The sequence below is a fragment of the Oligoflexus sp. genome (genome assembly GCF_035712445.1).
Classification (GTDB): Bacteria; Bdellovibrionota_B; Oligoflexia; order Oligoflexales; family Oligoflexaceae; genus Oligoflexus.
This window is the reverse complement of record NZ_DASTAT010000076.1, coordinates 71,248-88,451: the sequence shown is the minus strand read 5'-3', so window position 1 is coordinate 88,451 and position 17,204 is coordinate 71,248. Positions and strand designations below refer to the sequence as shown.

Annotated in this window: 16 protein-coding genes; 9 read left to right on the top strand and 7 right to left on the bottom strand. The window is 54.4% G+C overall.

All coding sequences use genetic code 11. The features are described from left to right. Positions 1-1,290: di-heme oxidoredictase family protein (locus VFO10_RS17515; RefSeq protein ID WP_325142503.1), on the top strand; the 1,290-nt coding region annotated here is incomplete at its 5' end. Between the two features lie 132 nt (positions 1,291-1,422). After that, entirely contained in the window at positions 1,423-1,890 is a 468-nt protein-coding gene (locus VFO10_RS17510) for a hypothetical protein (protein WP_325142502.1), read from the top strand. A gap of 75 nt (positions 1,891-1,965) precedes the next feature. On the opposite strand, the gene VFO10_RS17505 is transcribed toward VFO10_RS17510, so the two are convergent. After that, a complete protein-coding gene (locus tag VFO10_RS17505; protein WP_325142500.1) occupies positions 1,966-3,570 on the bottom strand; it encodes a peptide chain release factor 3 in 1,605 nt (534 codons plus the stop codon). A 255-nt stretch (positions 3,571-3,825) separates the two neighbouring features. On the opposite strand from VFO10_RS17505, the gene guaB reads away from it, so the two are divergent. Further along, positions 3,826-5,295 (top strand): IMP dehydrogenase, encoded by a 1,470-nt coding sequence (gene guaB / locus VFO10_RS17500; protein ID WP_325142498.1) that lies wholly within the window; start codon positions 3,826-3,828, stop codon positions 5,293-5,295. 13 nt (positions 5,296-5,308) lie between these two features. Continuing rightward, positions 5,309-6,880: a glutamine-hydrolyzing GMP synthase gene (gene guaA / locus VFO10_RS17495; protein ID WP_325142496.1), complete on the top strand. Its 1,572-nt coding sequence runs from the start codon at positions 5,309-5,311 to the stop codon at positions 6,878-6,880. Between the two features lie 3 nt (positions 6,881-6,883). Here guaA and VFO10_RS17490 read toward each other — a convergent pair whose 3' ends face one another. Further along, positions 6,884-7,126: a hypothetical protein gene (locus tag VFO10_RS17490; RefSeq protein ID WP_325142494.1), complete on the bottom strand. Its 243-nt coding sequence runs from the start codon at positions 7,124-7,126 to the stop codon at positions 6,884-6,886. Positions 7,127-7,297: 171 nt separating this feature from the next. Between VFO10_RS17490 and VFO10_RS17485 the strand changes: the two genes are divergently transcribed. The 5 genes from VFO10_RS17485 (at position 7,298) to VFO10_RS17465 (ending at position 12,442) form a co-directional block, all read left to right on the top strand. Beyond that, positions 7,298-7,924 carry a hypothetical protein gene (locus tag VFO10_RS17485; protein WP_325142492.1) on the top strand — a complete coding sequence of 209 codons (627 nt, stop codon included), beginning with the start codon at positions 7,298-7,300 and terminating at the stop codon, positions 7,922-7,924. Then, positions 7,921-9,228, top strand: a complete 1,308-nt coding sequence (locus tag VFO10_RS17480; RefSeq protein ID WP_325142490.1) for a DUF1501 domain-containing protein — start codon at positions 7,921-7,923, stop codon at positions 9,226-9,228. The genes VFO10_RS17485 and VFO10_RS17480 overlap by 4 nt, the downstream gene beginning before the upstream one ends. Further along, positions 9,212-10,786 carry a hypothetical protein gene (locus VFO10_RS17475; protein WP_325142488.1) on the top strand — a complete coding sequence of 525 codons (1,575 nt, stop codon included), beginning with the start codon at positions 9,212-9,214 and terminating at the stop codon, positions 10,784-10,786. Before VFO10_RS17480 ends, VFO10_RS17475 begins: the two co-directional genes overlap by 17 nt. 163 nt (positions 10,787-10,949) lie before the next feature. Further along, the gene (locus tag VFO10_RS17470; protein WP_325142486.1) at positions 10,950-11,180 is read left to right on the top strand and encodes a helix-turn-helix transcriptional regulator; all 231 of its coding nucleotides are present in this window, start codon (positions 10,950-10,952) and stop codon (positions 11,178-11,180) included. Further along, the gene (locus VFO10_RS17465) at positions 11,177-12,442 is read left to right on the top strand and encodes a type II toxin-antitoxin system HipA family toxin (protein ID WP_325142484.1); all 1,266 of its coding nucleotides are present in this window, start codon (positions 11,177-11,179) and stop codon (positions 12,440-12,442) included. Before VFO10_RS17470 ends, VFO10_RS17465 begins: the two co-directional genes overlap by 4 nt. 27 nt (positions 12,443-12,469) lie before the next feature. Here VFO10_RS17465 and VFO10_RS17460 read toward each other — a convergent pair whose 3' ends face one another. The 5 genes from VFO10_RS17460 to VFO10_RS17440 are packed head-to-tail and all read right to left on the bottom strand — an operon-like array spanning position 12,470 to position 17,156. Further along, complete coding sequence (locus VFO10_RS17460; RefSeq protein ID WP_325142483.1) at positions 12,470-13,393, bottom strand: CysB family HTH-type transcriptional regulator; 924 nt, start codon at positions 13,391-13,393, stop codon at positions 12,470-12,472. Positions 13,394-13,404: 11 nt separating this feature from the next. Beyond that, complete coding sequence (locus VFO10_RS17455; protein ID WP_325142481.1) at positions 13,405-14,427, bottom strand: sulfate/molybdate ABC transporter ATP-binding protein; 1,023 nt, start codon at positions 14,425-14,427, stop codon at positions 13,405-13,407. Beyond that, positions 14,428-15,309, bottom strand: a complete 882-nt coding sequence (gene cysW, locus VFO10_RS17450; protein ID WP_325142480.1) for a sulfate ABC transporter permease subunit CysW — start codon at positions 15,307-15,309, stop codon at positions 14,428-14,430. A 2-nt stretch (positions 15,310-15,311) separates the two neighbouring features. Continuing rightward, entirely contained in the window at positions 15,312-16,154 is an 843-nt protein-coding gene (gene cysT, locus VFO10_RS17445) for a sulfate ABC transporter permease subunit CysT (protein ID WP_325142479.1), read from the bottom strand. Between the two features lie 3 nt (positions 16,155-16,157). Beyond that, entirely contained in the window at positions 16,158-17,156 is a 999-nt protein-coding gene (locus VFO10_RS17440; protein WP_325142477.1) for a sulfate ABC transporter substrate-binding protein, read from the bottom strand. Positions 17,157-17,204 lie beyond the last annotated feature (48 nt).

Below are 17,204 nucleotides of genomic sequence, written 5' to 3'. Positions count from 1 at the left end.
GTGGAACCGTGGAAAGCCCTGCAGCAGCAGGCCTGGAATGTGACTCCAGCCAACTCTCAAAACTTCATGAACGGCCGCACCTGGTTTCATACCGATATGGTCAGCGGCCAGCACCTGCTCGATGATTCCGATGATAAACCCTCGCCTTTTTTTGAAGAGGACAGGCAGAAAAGGAGCGGACTTGCCTCCAGCGCATACAATGTCAGGAGCTGCAGCAGCTGTCACCTGAACAATGGAAGCGCTCTCCTGCCCGCGCCTGGTGATGCCATTCATACGACCGTCGTCAAGACCTTTGACATCAAAACGGGAGCCGCGCATGACCGTATCGGTCAGCAGCTCCAGACCGCGGGCCCCGACCGTGAAGGGAGCCTGCTTATGGATCGCTGGGAAACGCGAACCATGCGCCTGAACGATGGCACGGAAGTCGTTCTCAGAAAGCCTATTTTTAAAGTCGAAAGCTCAATGGCCGATGGAGCCACAGGTCTTTCTCCCCGCCGACCCTTGGCCATGATCGGTCTTGGTCTTTTGGAAGCGGTTCCGGATTCCACGCTGCAAAACCTTGCCACGCAAAACAATGGAACGCTTCGCACCTTTAACGGCAAACCCGGACGCTTTGGTTGGAAAGCTGATAAAGTCAGCCTTGTCGATCAGATTGCCGAAGCCCTGCGCAGTGATATGGGAGTGCTGAGCAGGGAACGAAATGAACTTGATTGCATGAGTCCTTGCCAAAGTGGAAAGGCCCCTCTTCCTGATCAGGCCCTCAGCGATATGGAAAGCTATGTGGCCTTGCTCGGTATGCCGCCGCGCATGCGGCCTGCAGATCCCGCAGTCCAACGTGGAGAAAAAATCTTTGATCGTTTGAACTGCGCAAGCTGCCACGTAAAAGCCTTGAAAACAGGCCCCAGCCGCTTCCCTGAACTCGCCTATCAGGACATTCAGCCTTTCACCGATCTTTTGCTGCATGATATGGGCCCGGACCTTGCCGATGACACTCCTGGCAACCTGGGACGCCTGTGGCGAACGGCTCCCCTCTGGGGCTTAAAAAACGTACGTCATGCGACCGATTCCCATCAAAGGGAATTCCCACCCGGAAACATCGCCCTTCTGTGGCAGGATGCGCACCGCACGGCGGATCGCAACCGGGTGCAATGGCTGCACGATGGTCGCGCCGCAAGCCTGATCGAAGCCATCCTCTGGCATGGGGGTGAAGCGGAGTCTTCGGTGAATGCCTATAAAGCTCTCAACGCCAGCGAGCGACAGGATTTGGAGACCTTCCTGCTCGATCTTTAACGACCATTCCGTAAAATACCCAGACCGCTGGGTCATCCTCAAACGTCAAAGGGCAGAAAATGCTTGTTCATTTTCTGCCCTTCTGCTTGTCATAGCCTGCATGATCGATTTTTCCTATTCGAGGGTCAAACTATGAAACGTTTTTTCACCGCTCTTGCTTTGTTTTTCGCCTCGGGAGCGCAATCCCAGTCTCTGCAGACTTTTCCTCACGTAGAGGGAGCGCCCTATTTTTACTTCCTTTGCAATGCCACCAGCTGGAGTTTGAATGAAGAGTCGCGGCTCTCCTGTGATGACGCCCAATGCATCTCCTACTTCCTCGACTATGATGTGAAAGAGAATTGGATGGTTTCCGAGCACGACCGCTGCATGCTGCTCAGGACCACCGAACTTGACCAGTGGAATGGTTCCAGCGAAGTCCTCGGCGCTTATGTGGAAAGACCGGACGAACCTGCAAAAATCAACTTCATGCAGGTTCCGGCTGTGGCCCGCTTCTTCGGCCATGATGCCATTCAAGTGAAATATCCCGGCACAGGCCGCTATCGTATTTGGGTCACTCGGGCCCGCGCGGCATTCTCGGTTCAGGCTCTGCCGACCGAGTAAGTGATATTTGCCCCATCGTTAAAAAAGGCTGAGATTCTGATCTCAGCCTTTGTTCGTTTTAACTGCGAAGAGGTCTCAACTCTCAGCCTTCACGCTGTCCGAAGTCGCTGAATACGTAATCTTCGGGAATCGTTCCTTAAGGAACTTCAGCCTCCAAAGATCCTCCAGCAAAATCGCCTTCTGTTCATGCTGATCCAAACACATCACATGCGCCTGGGCTCGCGTGAATTCCTCCATCGCTTTCTCATCGTCGCAGAAAACCCAGCGCGCCGCGCCGTAAGGCAAGCGCGTGAAATTCACCCGCACGCCGTATTCATGCTGAATGCGATACTGCACCACATCAAACTGCAGAATACCGACGACGCCCAGGATCTGCTCGGTTCCGTAGATCGGACGGAACACCTGCACGGCACCCTCTTCCGACAGCTGATCGAGCGCCTTGTAAAGCTGCTTCGACTTCATCGGATCGGCCAGCGTCACGCGGCAAAAATGTTCGGGGGCAAACACAGGAACACCCGTGTAATGAAGACTCTCGCCTTCCGTCAACGTATCTCCGATTTTAAAGACGCCCGGATCGTGAATACCGACGATGTCCCCGGCAAAGGCCTCATCCACCAAACTTCTATCCTGCGCCATAAACTGGGTCGGACGGCCCAGCCGGTGTTCCTTGCCCAGACGCACGATATGCGCCTTCATCCCGCGCTGGAAATAACCCGAGCAAATGCGAATAAACGCCACGCGATCCCTGTGGTTCGGATCCATGTTGGCCTGAATTTTAAAAATAAAGCCGGAAAATTTCTCTTCGTTCGGCAGCACCACGCGTTCCTGGGCCTCCCGCGGCAAAGGAGCCGGAGCGGTGTTGATCAGAGCCTCCAGAAGCGGCTCCAGACCAAAGTTATTCAAAGCCGAACCAAAGAACACCGGAGCCAATTTACCTGAGCGATAACGATCGAGATCAAAAATCTCGCCGGCACCGTCGAGCAATTCAATTTCCGTACGCAGCTGTTCCGCGAGTTCCGCGCCGAGTTCCTGCACCACTTCCGGCGCATCCAGCGTCAAACCTTTCAGGGGAACAGGGCGGGAACGCTCGGCATCCTTTTCATAGATCAAAAGCTGATTGTGAATCCGATGATAAACGCCGCGGAAGGTGGGGCCCATGCCGATTGGCCATGTCACTGGGGTGACAGCAATGCCCAGCGTCGTTTCAATTTCCTCGAGCAGAGCGAAGGGCTCGCGGCCTTCCCGGTCCATCTTGTTGATAAACGCCATGATCGGCGTATTTCGCGCCGCACAGACTTCGAAAAGTTTTTTGGTCTGCTCTTCCACGCCATTCGCCGCATCCATCAGCATCAGCGCACTGTCGACCGCGGTCAGGGTCCGGTAGGTATCTTCCGAGAAGTCCTGGTGACCTGGTGTATCGATCAGGTTCATCTCGCAGTCCATGTAGGGGAACTTCATCACCGAACTCGTGACCGAGATTCCGCGCTGCTTTTCCAATTCCATCCAGTCCGATGTTGCGAACTTCTTGGAACGCTTGGCTTTGACGGATCCAGCCATATTGATAGCTCCACCGTAAAGGAGGAGTTTCTCTGTCATCGTCGTTTTACCGGCGTCAGGGTGGGATATGATAGCAAAGGTTCGCCGGCGGGCGATTTCCTGTTCCAGCTGTTTCTGATTCACAAAAACCTCGGCAAGCGGGTGATTCACCTCACGGTGCGAAACAGGAGTTTTTAGCGCAAACTGGCGTGCAAAGCAAGCAGAGGGGCCCGACCCCGCGGACGTTTTCAGCGAATTTTTCCTCGGAACAGCTCTTCCCTTGCGAATTGGATGGTGCTAGTATCCGCCCTTAAATCGAAAACCCGCCTACGGCAAAGATAACTATATGAAGATATGAACAGCTCTATAAAGGACCCCTCTAGCATAAGGAAGGTCACTATGACTGATATAAGCCGACCCTTCAAAATCGGTTTAGCCTACGACGATGTCCTGCTCGTGCCGCAACATTCCGAGATCCTCCCTCACGAAGCCAAGCTCGAAACACAATTCACGCGCCATCTTAAGCTCAAAATCCCCCTCGTCTCCGCCGCCATGGATACCGTAACCGAAGCCAAAGCTGCCATCATCATGGCGCAAGCCGGTGGAATCGGGATTATCCATAAAAACCTGAGCGCTGTGGACCAGGCCGAGGAAGTGCGGCTCGTCAAGAAAAGTGAATCGGGCATCGTCAAAGATCCTGTGACGGTGTCGCCGGATGCCACGATCGGCGATGTGACCCTGATCATGAAGCGCGAGAAGTTCTCGGGTTTCCCGGTAGTCGAAAACGGTCGCCTCGTGGGTATCATCACAGGCCGCGATCTGCGTTTTGAAAGAAATCCCAAGCGTCTCGTGCGCGAGGTGATGACCCAGGACGTGATCACCTGCACCAAGAATACGACCCCCGATGAAGCGGTCGAGATTCTGCACAAGCACCGCATTGAAAAATTGCCCGTGCTGGACGCCGATAAGACTCTGATCGGCATGTACACAGTCAAGGATATCGTTAAATCGAAGACCTTCCCCAATGCGTCCAAGGATAGTTCGGGTCGCCTTCTGGTCGGTGCCGCCGTGGGTGCCGGTGGAGACTACCTGGAACGCGCCGAGGCTTTGATCAAAGCGGGTGTCGATGTCATCATCGTGGATACCGCGCATGGTCATTCCCAGGGCGTGATCAACGCCGTGCGGACTCTGCGTGAAAAATTCGCTGGCCATAGCTTCGATCTGATCGCCGGAAACGTCGCCACTCCTGCTGCTGTTCGCGCTCTCGTGGAAGCGGGTGCGGACGCTGTGAAAGTGGGCATCGGCCCCGGCAGTATCTGTACCACCCGTATCGTGGCCGGGATCGGTGTTCCTCAATTCACGGCCGTTATGGATTGCGCTGCCGAAGGCCGGCGTCTCGGAGTTCCCGTGATCGCCGATGGCGGCATCAAATTCAGCGGCGACATCGTGAAAGCCCTCGCAGGAGGTGCGCAGACTGTGATGATCGGTTCGCTCTTTGCAGGGACCGATGAAGCACCGGGTGAGCTGATCATCTATCAAGGCAAGAGCTATAAGCAGTATCGCGGCATGGGCAGCCTGGGCGCGATGCGCAAGGGCAGCCGTGACCGTTACTTCCAGGGTGATGTCGAGGAAGGCAAGCTGGTGCCGGAAGGTATCGAAGGCCGTATTCCTTACCGTGGAACACTTTCGGATACGATCTATCAGCTCCTCGGCGGCATCCGTTCGGCCATGGGCTACTGCGGCGCCAAGACGATTGAAGATCTGCATCAGCGCGCCGATTTCGTTCAGATCACCTCAGCCGGTCTGCGCGAAAGTCACGTTCATGACGTTTACATCACGCGTGAAGCGCCCAACTATAAACTTGATTGAAAGAAGGCCACCGATGCAACACAGCATGCAAAGACCTGTCAATGAAGGTATTCTGATTCTCGATTACGGTTCGCAGTACACGCTCCTGATCACCCGCCGTCTGCGGGAACTGGGCGTTTATGCTGAAGTCATCGACGGCACCCGCTCCACGCCTCTTGAAGATTTCAACTACCACGGCATCATCCTGTCCGGCGGTCCCGATACGGTGACGGATGAAGGCGCACGTACGATGCCGGACTGGGTGAAAAACAGTTCCAAACCCGTCCTCGGCATCTGCTACGGCATGCAGCTGATGGCCGGCGTTTCGGGCGGCAAACTCCGCAGCGGGACCCAGCGGGAATATGGTCGGGCGCAGCTCAAACTCGAATTGAATCGCGCTCCTGCTTATGCCGCGTCCTTGAAAAAACTCCCCCAGGTGCAAACCGTCTGGATGAGCCACGGCGATGACGTGGAAGACAGCAGCGGTGTCTTTGAAGTCCTCGGCCGCACCGATGATGGTGTGGTGGCTGTGATGGCCCATAAGGAGCGTCCGTGGATCGGTCTTCAATTCCACCCGGAAGTGCAGCATTCCGAACACGGCGCCGACCTTCTGAAAGCGTTCATCAGTGATATCTGCAAGGCACCCCTGAATTGGGATGCTGGCTGCATGATGGAATCCTCGCTCGCCAAAATCCGCGAAAACGTCGGCAAAGGCAAGGTTCTGATGGCCGTGTCCGGTGGCGTTGATTCCACAGTCGCGGCTGTGCTTCTGACCCGCGCTCTCGGTTATGAGCAGGTCCATGCGATCTTTGTGGATCATGGTCTTCTGCGCAAGGATGAAGCCAAGTGGGTCGTCAATGAATTTGCCAAATTGGGCGTTCACCTGACAGCTCTGGATCGCAGCCAGGAATTTTACGCGGCTTTGAAAGGGGTCAGTGATCCCGAGCAGAAGCGGAAAATCATCGGCCGTAAATTCATCGAGGTCTTCGAAACCTTCGCCAAATCGCAGAGCGGCTTTACGCATCTCGGCCAGGGAACGCTTTACCCGGACGTGATCGAATCCGCGGGTCATGGCGCCGGTGCGAAAGTGATCAAGAGCCATCACAACGTCGGTGGTCTGCCTGAAAAACTGCACCTCGAACTCTGCGAGCCCTTCCGTTACCTCTTCAAGGATGAGGTTCGGGCCATCGGTCGTCAGCTCGGCATTCCCGAGCAGCTGGTCGATCGCCATCCGTTCCCAGGTCCGGGTCTTGCTGTTCGTATCCTGGGTGAAATCGAGCCGGAAAGCGTGCGCATTCTTCAGGAAGCGGATGCCATCTTCATCCAAAAGCTGCGTGAAGAGAATCTTTATCATGCTGTATGGCAGGCCTTTGCTGTGCTTCTGCCGGTGAAATCCGTCGGCGTGATGGGTGACAATCGCACCTATCAAAAGACCTGCGCCCTGCGCGCCGTGACGGCCTCGGACGGCATGACTGCCGGCGTCGGTGATCTGCCGATCAGTTTCCTCGTTCGTGTGTCGGATGAAATTGTGCGGAAGGTCAACGGGATCAACCGTGTGGTTTACGATGTCACGACCAAGCCGCCTGCCACGATTGAGTGGGAATAAGATTTAAGGCCCATCACAGCGGATGTAAGAGTAGGCACTGATACTCTTGCATCCGTACTCGCCTTCCTTCGGACTCGTCATCAGACCCTGCGATCCATTGCTGAAAACCACAACACAGGTTTTATACTTGTTGCACTTCAGCACGCGCTCGATTTTCATCGGCGGCGGACCTTTGGCTTCCATCTGCTTGAACTGCTCGCAAGCGCTAGGAAGCAGAGCCAGGATGATAAGGACTGCTTTCAACATCAAAGCCTCCAGTCTTTCCTATCGGCCGGAACTCCGTGGTTACGAATAGGCCGCCGCAAATTTTTCCGGTCGCGACCTAACCGGCCGTATATACTGGAGATAAAATTCGTATTTTTGGGAAATGTTAGGTCCCGGCTGAAAATGCCGAAGGCGGAGTATGGAGTTGATGGTATGAAGCAATTCTTACTCGCGCTATGTTTTTTAAGTTCATTCACGGGCTGCAAATGTCAGAAGGAAAACGAATCGGACGCCGCGTCCACTTCCGACGTTTCGTCTCTGACGCCTGCTGTCATGCGTCTCACACCCGAGCAAATTTCCAAACAAATCAAAGACGCCCTCGATCTTGATATCGGCTGGACCGATCAGGACGGACGTTTTCACGATCTTCTCGTCGAAGCCTATGGCGTTCCTCTGGGCGGCATCGACTTTGTGAGTGCTCATAAAAGAGATCCCATTCCCAAAGTCCAAACACTGCTTCTGGTTCGCCGCATCGCGTATGATGTGGCCGCGGCTGTGGTCTGGCGTGAAGCCAGGCCGGATGCGACCGGCACCATTCTTTTCCAGCACTGCCTTGTGACGGAAGATTATCCCGGCGACGATGAAGACAAGGATGCCCGATGGATGGCGCAGCTTGAAGATTTCTACTGGAGACTCTATGGGCGTCCTCCCACAGAGGAGGAAAAATCCCTGGTGCGATCCACGGCCATTGAAATCATGCAGCGCGAAAAATGGCCACCGACAGTGTGGACCTTGACTCTTTACGCCCTGCTTTCAAGCCAGGAGTTTTGGACGATATGACTCTCACACGACGTGAACTTCTGCACAAATGCCTCGGGGCCGTGGCCTGGAGCCAGCTGCCGTTATCAACTCTTATGCTTTCGGAACGAGCCCTTGCTGCCGATCCCAGGCGGCGCTTTCTTCATATCTTTCTGCGCGGCGGTTGGGATTCCGCGCTGAGCACAGATCCCGCTGTCGGGAGCAAAGCGAGCAGTTCCACCTACACAAGCACCTATCAGGGCCTCAGCACCTTCACTGTTTCCGGCAAAAGCAATCTGATCGGCGGTTGGGGTATCGAGCCTTTGAAGCAGGTCATGGCTTTGGTTCCCACGGCTTTCATCAATGGTCTTTTCACGGAAGTCACGGCGCACGAGTTGGCACAAAACTATATGTATTCGGGCGTTTTGAGCCTTTCCCGAACCCGCGAGTATCCGTCCCTGACAGCCCTGATGGGTGGGGCCGCAGGCACATTCCCTGCGCATGTTGTCCTCGGTGGGCCGATTCCCCTCGGTGACAGCAAGTACAGCCATCCCCCGCTCCAGTCGCAAAGTGGAGGTGGACTGGCTGATATGCTGCGCGGTCCCTATAATCAGTGGACCAAGGCCACATCGTTTGATCCTGCGCATCAGCTGATCAAACAGCTCGATGCCCTGCAAAAGAATCAGCAAAATGCGGCCGCCCAGGCGTCCATGGCGGGATGGGAAGCAGCAGCCACGCAACTCGATCAGCTCTATGCGACCGGCGTGGGGCAGAAACTGGCTCTGACGACCGAGATCAAATCACGTTATGGAGTGACCGACGATTGGAGTGCGCAGACTCTGATACCTAGCGCGTTTCTCACTTTGTCTTCCGGCCTTTCCCCTTATGTAACCTTGAGCATTGATGGCTTTGATACGCATTCCAATCATTTCACTCAGCACGTAAGCCTGATGCGTCAGGTGGCGGCGCAGATCGCGCTTCTTATCAGCGACCTCCGCAGCACCGAAGACAGTCAGCAGCCCGGCTCGTCTCTCATGGATAATACAACGATCCTCATCAGCTCAGAATTCGTGCGGACGCCTCAATTGAACGCCGGATCAGGAACGGATCACTGGCCCTCTGCCTCTGCGATCCTGCTCGGCAAAGGCGTGCAGGACAACACGGTGATCGGCCGCACCGATGATAGCGCCCAGGCCCTCGGCTGGCTCAACGGTGCTCCTGTTCCCCGCACCGCGGAAACCCAAATCACACCTGAGCAGTTGGTGGCCACCTTGCTTGATCATATGGGATTCACCGCAGTCGCCAACCCTATCAGCGGAGGACGCATCCTTGGTCTACTTACTTAGTTGCGTCCTGATCCTTTTGAGCACTGTGGCTTTTGCAGGCCCACGCGAAGACCTGCGCACGCTCCGTTACCTGTCCCAGGTCCTGCGCGACAAGCCGCCCACGCGGGAAGAGGCCGAGGCTGTTTATAACGGGGAAAAAACCGTGGATCAGCTCCGCGACGAATGGTTCGCAAGTCCCGCGCATCAGGATCGTGTCGCGCGGTACTTCTTCGATCTTCTGGGTGCGCCCAGTTACTTCCATGTGAATGATGATGCTTATTTCCTGGAGCAGAATAGCGAAGGCATCTGGTACAGCCCGAGCAAAGGCAACTGCACGGCGAATGCGGCCGTTTCGAGCACGGCCTGGTGGTTGAATGCGGACGAAACCATTTCCATGTGTTCAAACATAGTCAGCACACAGATGTCGGTCACCATCAATAGCACCTATTACGGCTGCACCTGGACGGATGGATTTCTGCGCCCTGGCTGCGGCTGCGGTCCGGAACAAATCCTATGCTATCCCAAATCCTTGAAGCGTGATCTGATGGACGACCTCGCCCAGGAATTCAAACATCGTGCGGCATATGTTTACAGCCAGCAGCTCAGCTGGAAAGATCTTCTCTCCAGCTCTTCCGTTTACGGCACTCGTCCTCTTGCTCAATTCTATCTTCTGAACCAATACGTATTCCCCTGGCAGGTGGCCCCGACAGCCTCCGAGATCGCCCGTCTTCGCCAGATCCCAATGAACGAAAAAACTTGGTTCGAAGCTCCGACTCTCGGCGCAGAGCGTTCCGGCATTGCCACAACTCCGGCCTTCATGCGGCGCTTCAATAACCCACGCTCCCGCATACGCGCCCTCACCGATGCCCTTCTTTGCCACGACGTCGACAGCACCCTCAACACCAGCGGCATCAGCACGCTCGTAAACCCAGACACCAACGCCCTCGGTCAATCCATAGTCACCCGTCCCCAATGCGCCACTTGCCATTACGGAATGGACAACCTCGCGTCCACCCTCTTCGGCTGGAACGATCAAGGCACCTATGAACGCTGGCCCAAACACTATTCCCAGGCCGGCCACGCCTTCGGCCAGGACATCACCGGCCCCACGGCTCTTATGGAAAGTTACATCGAACGCGGCCCCGGCTTTGCCGAATGCATGAGCAAACGCGCATGGGAAGACTTCTCCGGCCGTCCATGGTCCGCACTTTCCACCGAGGAACAAAGCGCATTCCTCACCGCGGCCGACCAATCACCCTATGCCCTGCTCCGCGGCATCTTTCAATCCCAGGCCCTCATCAGCGCCCGCGGCTCATCCGATTCCACAATCGAAAGTAGCAGCACCTATAGTTTCTCAAGCGACATCAATCCCATTCTGGAACGCAGCTGCTCAGGTTCATCCTGTCACGACACCAACAGCACGCTCTCCGCTCAATACCGATTCATAGGTGACGAAACCGCTTTCAGAAAAGTTCCCATCCTACGCGTTCAAGACGGTTCGATGCCCCCAGCATCTTCCAATAAAACTCTTCCTGATTCGGAGCGCTCCATCCTTGTCCAGTTTCTAAAGCAGCCTTGATTTTCAGTTTGGAGTGAAAATCCAACTTCAGTTGGATTTCTAGTGATTTTCACTAGGCGAGCATAAAAAATCCAACTGGAGTTGGATTTTACTTGCATAACTACAGGTCCAAGGAGAAAATCATACTGGAGTTGGATTTTTGTACCCGCCAGGGAGTACGATTATGGCCACCATACCAGGCACTGAACAACCCAACACTATTGAAGAATTTGTCATTTTCATCAGACGACGTCGGAAATCTCTTAAATTAAGCCAATCTGATTTAGCAGGACTTTGCGGTCTTACCAAAGAAGGCTTAAGCCGGATTGAAAGGGGAGAGGTCGAACCCAAATTGGGAACAGTGCTTAAACTCGTCAAAATATTAAATGGTCAAATCGAAGTGAGATGGAAATGAGCAAGAACACCCTTTATATCCACTACGGAGAGTGTCTTGTTGGGAGTTTGGAAGAGGAATCCAATGGACTGCTTCAATTCTCCTACGCTCAGGAGTGGCTCAAGAAAAAAGATTCTTTTGCCCTCAGTTTAGCAATGTCACTTCAAGAAGCTCCGTATCAAGGCAAAATCGTCACATCATTCTTTGAAAATCTAATTCCTGAGGGCGAGCAGCGTCGACAATTGGAAAGAATAGCAGGCTTACCTGAATCTGATGACTTTACTTTCCTTGAACGCTTCGGTGAAGACTGCGCAGGTGCTTTGTCGATCCATGCCCAGGCCAATAGTGCAAAGGTGAAGGGTCACAGAGAGGACCTTCCCATTCCATTTGAGATCATTGAGAAAGCTATAGAAGACGGCCTGCCATTTCAAGCAACGCTTGACCCTGAAGGAGAGCCACCACCTTTCTCACTTGCTGGGGCTCAGGCAAAGATTCCATGCTGCCTAAGCAGGGGCGCAGTGACGATTCCTTTTGGCAAGCCTACCACTCATATCATTAAAATGCCCATTCGCTCGGGAAATAAGCTTCTGGATTCGGTGGAAAACGAATATTTGTGCATGCGGCTTGCTGAAAAATGCGGACTTCCTGTACCTCGCGTTTCCATATTGGGTAAAAAAATACCTTTATTTGTAATAGAGAGATTCGATCGCAGCCTCGCAGAAAATTCCATAAAACGGATTCATACCCAGGACTTTTGTCAGGCTCTCGGTCGACCGAGCAAAGAGAAGTATGAAAAGCACGGCGGCCCGTCTTTCTCAGACTGCTACAATCTGATCCGTGATCATTCGTCCAGCGCTGCTCGAGACCTTCTTGCCCTGCTCGACTGGGTCGGGTTCAATCTTGCCATCGGCAATAATGATAGTCATGCAAAGAATCTTTCTTTCCTTCACACGGCTCAGGGCCCCATACTTGCTCCCTTTTACGACTTGATCTGCACGAGTATCTATCCTCAGTACAATTCCCAGTTTGCTTTCCGGATTGCAGAAGTATCCAATTGGGACAAGATCACTCCGGATAGAGTCGCTGCTTTTTCAAAAAAATTAGGTCTGCGCGGAGACTTCGTCAGCAACCGCTGGCGCAAGATCATGGAACACGTTAGAGATGGCTTGAGCGAAAACAGTTGGCTGGACCCTTGGCCAGCCACACTTGCCAAAACGTTCCGAAAGATTGCCAACGAAAGCGAAAAAAGAATTGGATACTTGGATAAGGCCCTTAAAAAGTAGCAACAGAATGAATGTATCGGAAGGCTGTTATTCCCGACTCAAAGCCGCGCGAACCGTGGCTTCTTTCAATTCCGGCGTCAGGGTTTCGAGGAAACGGTAAGAATAATCCCGCAGGTAATGCCCGCGACGCACGCCGACCTTGGTCACGCTGCGTTCAAAGATATGGCTCGTATCCAAAAGCCGCAGGCCGTGATCACGACCTGGGTTAAAGGCCATCGAAGCGATGATGCCGATGCCAAGTCCAACCTCGACATAGGTCTTGATCACATCCGCATCAATCGCAGAGAGAACGATATCCGGCGTAAGCCCCGCCGCAGAAAATGCAGCATCGATCTGATAGCGCCCCGTAAACCCCTCCTGATAGGTGATGATAGGGTATTCCGCCAGCGCCTCGACTGTTAGTTTTTCCAGCTGAGCCAAAGGATGCCCCACAGGAACAATCACCGCATGATGCCAGCTGTAGCAGGGAAAACTCACGATCTCAGGAATATTATCCAGTCCCTCGGTGGCAATCGCAAAATCCGCCTCACCGCTCACAACCATAGTCGCGATCTCACGCGGACTGCCCTGATGCAAAGCGAGATGCACCCGCGGAAAACTGCGTTTGAAACTTTTGATGACATCAGGAAGAGCATAACGCGCCTGGGTATGCGTCGTGGCAATCAGCATATGCCCCTGATCGCGACTTGCGAACTGATCAGCAATGCGTTTCAGGTTCTGGGAATCCACCAGAATGCGTTCCACGACTTCGGCCAGCTCGCGACCGGCAGGCGTTAAACCTAGAAGACGCTTCCCCCGCCGCACGAAGATCTCGATACCAAGCTCATCCTCAAGATCCTTGATGTGCTTGCTGACCCCAGGCTGCGAGGTATAAAGAGCAGCCGCCACATCAGTCAGGTTAAAATCCCGGCGAATGGTCTCGCGAACGATACGAAGCTGCTGAAAGTTCATGGCTTGGGGTCCTATTGTTCCTGGCTCACAAGGCGCTGAAAGTCTTTATACGCCTTGATTTTCCAAGACACAAGCTGGCCGCGATCCCAACCGAGCCCGTCCCAACGATCCCGAGGGATTTCCACCCGCAAAGATCCGGAAAAATCCTGATCAAAGGCATCCAAATCCACTTGAATGACAGCCCCGCGCGGCACGACCGCACGAATTTCCGCCTGAGGCGAACCGCTAACGGCCGGAAATAATTCCAGGTCATGCGCCCTCACAAAAACGTTCCCCGTGCGGCCGGTCTGCACCAGATGCGCCGGAACCTCATTCACCGACCCAAGATAATTCATGGCAAAAATACTTTCAGGATCCCGATAGATCTGATCAGGCTGGCCCATCTGCTCGATAACACCCTGATTTAAAAGCATAATACGATCGGAAAGCGCCAGGGCCTCGTCCTGGTCATGGGTCACCAGAAGACAGGTGATCCCAAGCTCCTGCTGCAGTTTGCGGAGCTGCTCGCGCAGATCCTGACGAACATGAACATCCAATGCCCCGAAGGGTTCATCCAGCAGCAGAACTCTGGGTTCAATCGCCAGGGCACGGGCCACCGCCACCCTCTGCTTTTGCCCGCCGGACAGCTGCTGCGGGTAACGTTCGGCCAGATGCCCCAGCTGCACAAGCTCCAAAAGCTCGCGCACCTTTTTCGTGATGGCGCCCTCGGGCAAACGCGTGCGACGCGAGCGCATGCGCAGACCAAAGGCCACGTTATCAAACACCGAAAGATGGGGAAACAGCGCGTAATGCTGAAACACAAAACCCACGCGGCGTTCCTGAATGGTCCACTGCGCGGCATCGAAGCCATCAAAAAGGACCGAACCGCGATCCGCACTTTCAAGCCCCGCGATAATGCGCAGCAGCGTGGTCTTGCCACAGCCCGAAGGTCCCAGAAGCGTGACGAATTCACCCTGCTCGATTTCACAGCTGACACCCTTCAGGACTGGAGTGCCACCAAAAGCCTTTTCGATTTGACGAAGGGAGATTCTCATTCAATGCTCCGAAACGATCGCGTTATTCTTCACGGCTACACGTTTGATCACAAGAGTTATAAGAGCCAGGACAGCCAGCACTGAAGCGGCGGCAAAGGCTGCCGTGAACTGATATTCGTTGTAAAGAATTTCCACGAGCAAAGGCAGCGTATTGGTCTCGCCACGGATATGCCCCGACACCACAGATACAGCCCCGAATTCCCCCATCACGCGCGCATTGCAAAGAATCACGCCATGGATCAAGGCCCACTTCATCTGGGGCAAACTGATATAACGAAAGGTCTGCCAGCCGTTGGCCCCGAGCATCACGGCCGATTCCTCCTGCTCATTGCCCTGGGCCTCCAAAAGCGGCAGGACCTCACGCGCAACATAAGGAAGAGTCACAAAAAGACTGCTGAGCCAAATACCGGGAAGCGCAAAGATAATCTTGATATCATGCTCCAAAAGCCAGGGCCCCAAAGCACTCTGCGCGCCGAACATCAGTACGAACACCAAACCCGCCACGACCGGCGAAACAGAAAGCGGCAGATCAATCAAAGTCAAAAGTATGGATCGACCCGGAAAGCGAAACTTTCCCAAAAGCCACGCGGCCGCAATGCCAAAGGCCGCATTCAAAGGTACGACCAAAACAGCCATCAGAAGAGTCAGCTTCATGGCATCCAAAGCTTCCGCTTCCAAAAGCGATTCCGCATAGAACGCAAAGCCTTTGTCCAAAGCCTCGACCAGCACCGTGACCAAAGGCAGAAAAAGTATCAGGGTAAAATAAGCGAGCGCGATGAATATCAAAGCTGCCGGCACCAGCTTACGCACCGAAAGAGCCAGCGTTTTGCGTGCGGGGAGAACAGCACCTTGTAAAACAAGCGTCGAGGCGGATTCACTCATGATTACACCAAAGGTTGTCGATAGCGTTGAAGTCGGGTCTGCAGATGATTGATCGCCGTCAGCATGATGATCGAAATACCCAAAAGCACGAGGGCAATCGCCGTCGCACCCGCATAATCATACTGCTCCAGCTTGCTGACGATCAGCAGTGGAGCGATTTCCGAAACCATTGGCACATTGCCTGCGATAAAGATAACGGACCCATATTCCCCCACCGCACGCCCAAAGGCGAGCGCGCCTCCGGTTACAATCGCGGGCATAAGCTGGGGAAGAAGCACATAGCGAAAATTCTGCCAGGACGAAGCCCCCAGGGTGGCGCCCGCCTCTTCATGCGCTTTCTCCAAATCCTGCAAAACAGGCTGAACCGTACGCACCAGAAAAGGAATCCCGACAAAGACCAAAGCAATAAAAACCCCGGTCGGCGTAAAAGCCACTGACCAGCCAAAGACATCCTGCGTGAAGCGTCCAATCATACCGTTATCACTATAAATGGCGGTCAAGGCCAGCCCCGCAACCGCCGTCGGCAACGCGACCGGCAAATCCACCAGGGCATCCACCAGCGATCGGCCTGGAAATTTATAGCGGGTCAGGACCCAGGCCAAAAGCGTTCCAAACACGGCATTGACAAGCGCCGCGGCCAAGGCTGCCCCCACGCTCAAACGCACAGCCGCCAAAACCCTTGGCGAACTGACTGTTCGCCACAGCTGATCCCAGCTCAAAGTTGACGTTTTAAACACCAGTCCAGCCAGCGGAATAACCACCATCAGGACCAAATAAAAAAGGGTCACGCCTAACGTGAGGCGAAACCCGGGGACGATGGATCGTGTCTTGGCAGCAGTGGTCATCGTTCAGCCCACGCCATGAATCTGGTCAAAAGTCCCGCCATCATCAAAGTGCTTCTTTTGGGCTGCACGCCAACCCCCAAAGAGTTCATCTATGGTAAAGAACTTGATCGGTCTGAACGTGGCCTCATATTTTTTCTGAGCCGCCGCGGACCGCGGACGGAAACCATGCTGAGCGACGATGTCCTGGGCCTTATCTGTGTAAAGATACTGAAGATAAGCCTCGGCCTGTTTCCGCGTTCCTTTTTTATCCACAACTTTATCCACAACAGCCACGGACGGTTCGGCCAGGATTGAAACACTCGGCGTGATCAGTTCAAACTTATCCTTCCCGAGTTCCTTGAGCGCCAGAAACGCTTCATTTTCCCAGGTCAGCAGCACATCCCCGATGCGCCTTTCCGCAAAAGTGGTCGTTGCCCCACGCGCCCCGGCATCCAGCACCTTCACATTCTGATAAAGCGCGCGCACAAATTCCTGGGCCTTGGCGTCATTCCCTCCGGGTTGTTTCAGGGCATAACCCCAGGCCGCCAGGTAATTCCAACGGGCACCGCCACTTGTCTTGGGGTTCGGCGTCACGACGGCAATGCCGGGTTTCACAAGATCATTCCAATCCTTGATCCCTTTCGGGTTCCCCTTGCGAACCAGGAACACGATGGTCGAGGTATAGGGTGCGGATCGTTCCCCAAGTCTTTTTTGCCAGTCAGGAGCCACCAGTCCGCGATCCACCATGGCATCTATGTCATAGGACAGAGCCAGAGTCGCCACGTCGGCATCCAAACCATCCATGATGGCCCGGGCCTGCTTGCCGGATCCGCCATGGGACTGGCGAACATCCAGATCCTCGCCGGTCTTGCTTTTCCAGGCTGCGGTGAATTCGTGGTTGATATCTTTATAAAGCTCCCGCGTGGGATCGTAGGACACATTGAGCAAGGCTTTGCCCTGGGCCAGGCTGGAAATGAGCAGCGTACCGGAGAGAAAACTTGTAAGGTACTTTCGCAGGCGCATGACAAACCTCCCTGATGTGTCAGGGGGCATCCTAACGACCCGGCCCGG

Coding starts and splice junctions, on each gene's coding strand:
- VFO10_RS17510 (WP_325142502.1), top strand. CDS start 1,423: ATGAAACGTTTTTTCACCGCTCTTGCTTTGTTTTTCGCCTCGGGAGCG.
- guaB (WP_325142498.1), top strand. CDS start 3,826: ATGACTGATATAAGCCGACCCTTCAAAATCGGTTTAGCCTACGACGAT.
- guaA (WP_325142496.1), top strand. CDS start 5,309: ATGCAACACAGCATGCAAAGACCTGTCAATGAAGGTATTCTGATTCTC.
- VFO10_RS17490 (WP_325142494.1), bottom strand. CDS start 7,126: ATGTTGAAAGCAGTCCTTATCATCCTGGCTCTGCTTCCTAGCGCTTGC.
- VFO10_RS17485 (WP_325142492.1), top strand. CDS start 7,298: ATGAAGCAATTCTTACTCGCGCTATGTTTTTTAAGTTCATTCACGGGC.
- VFO10_RS17480 (WP_325142490.1), top strand. CDS start 7,921: ATGACTCTCACACGACGTGAACTTCTGCACAAATGCCTCGGGGCCGTG.
- VFO10_RS17470 (WP_325142486.1), top strand. CDS start 10,950: ATGGCCACCATACCAGGCACTGAACAACCCAACACTATTGAAGAATTT.
- VFO10_RS17465 (WP_325142484.1), top strand. CDS start 11,177: ATGAGCAAGAACACCCTTTATATCCACTACGGAGAGTGTCTTGTTGGG.
- VFO10_RS17460 (WP_325142483.1), bottom strand. CDS start 13,393: ATGAACTTTCAGCAGCTTCGTATCGTTCGCGAGACCATTCGCCGGGAT.
- VFO10_RS17455 (WP_325142481.1), bottom strand. CDS start 14,427: ATGAGAATCTCCCTTCGTCAAATCGAAAAGGCTTTTGGTGGCACTCCA.
- cysW (WP_325142480.1), bottom strand. CDS start 15,309: ATGAGTGAATCCGCCTCGACGCTTGTTTTACAAGGTGCTGTTCTCCCC.
- cysT (WP_325142479.1), bottom strand. CDS start 16,154: ATGACCACTGCTGCCAAGACACGATCCATCGTCCCCGGGTTTCGCCTC.
- VFO10_RS17440 (WP_325142477.1), bottom strand. CDS start 17,156: ATGCGCCTGCGAAAGTACCTTACAAGTTTTCTCTCCGGTACGCTGCTC.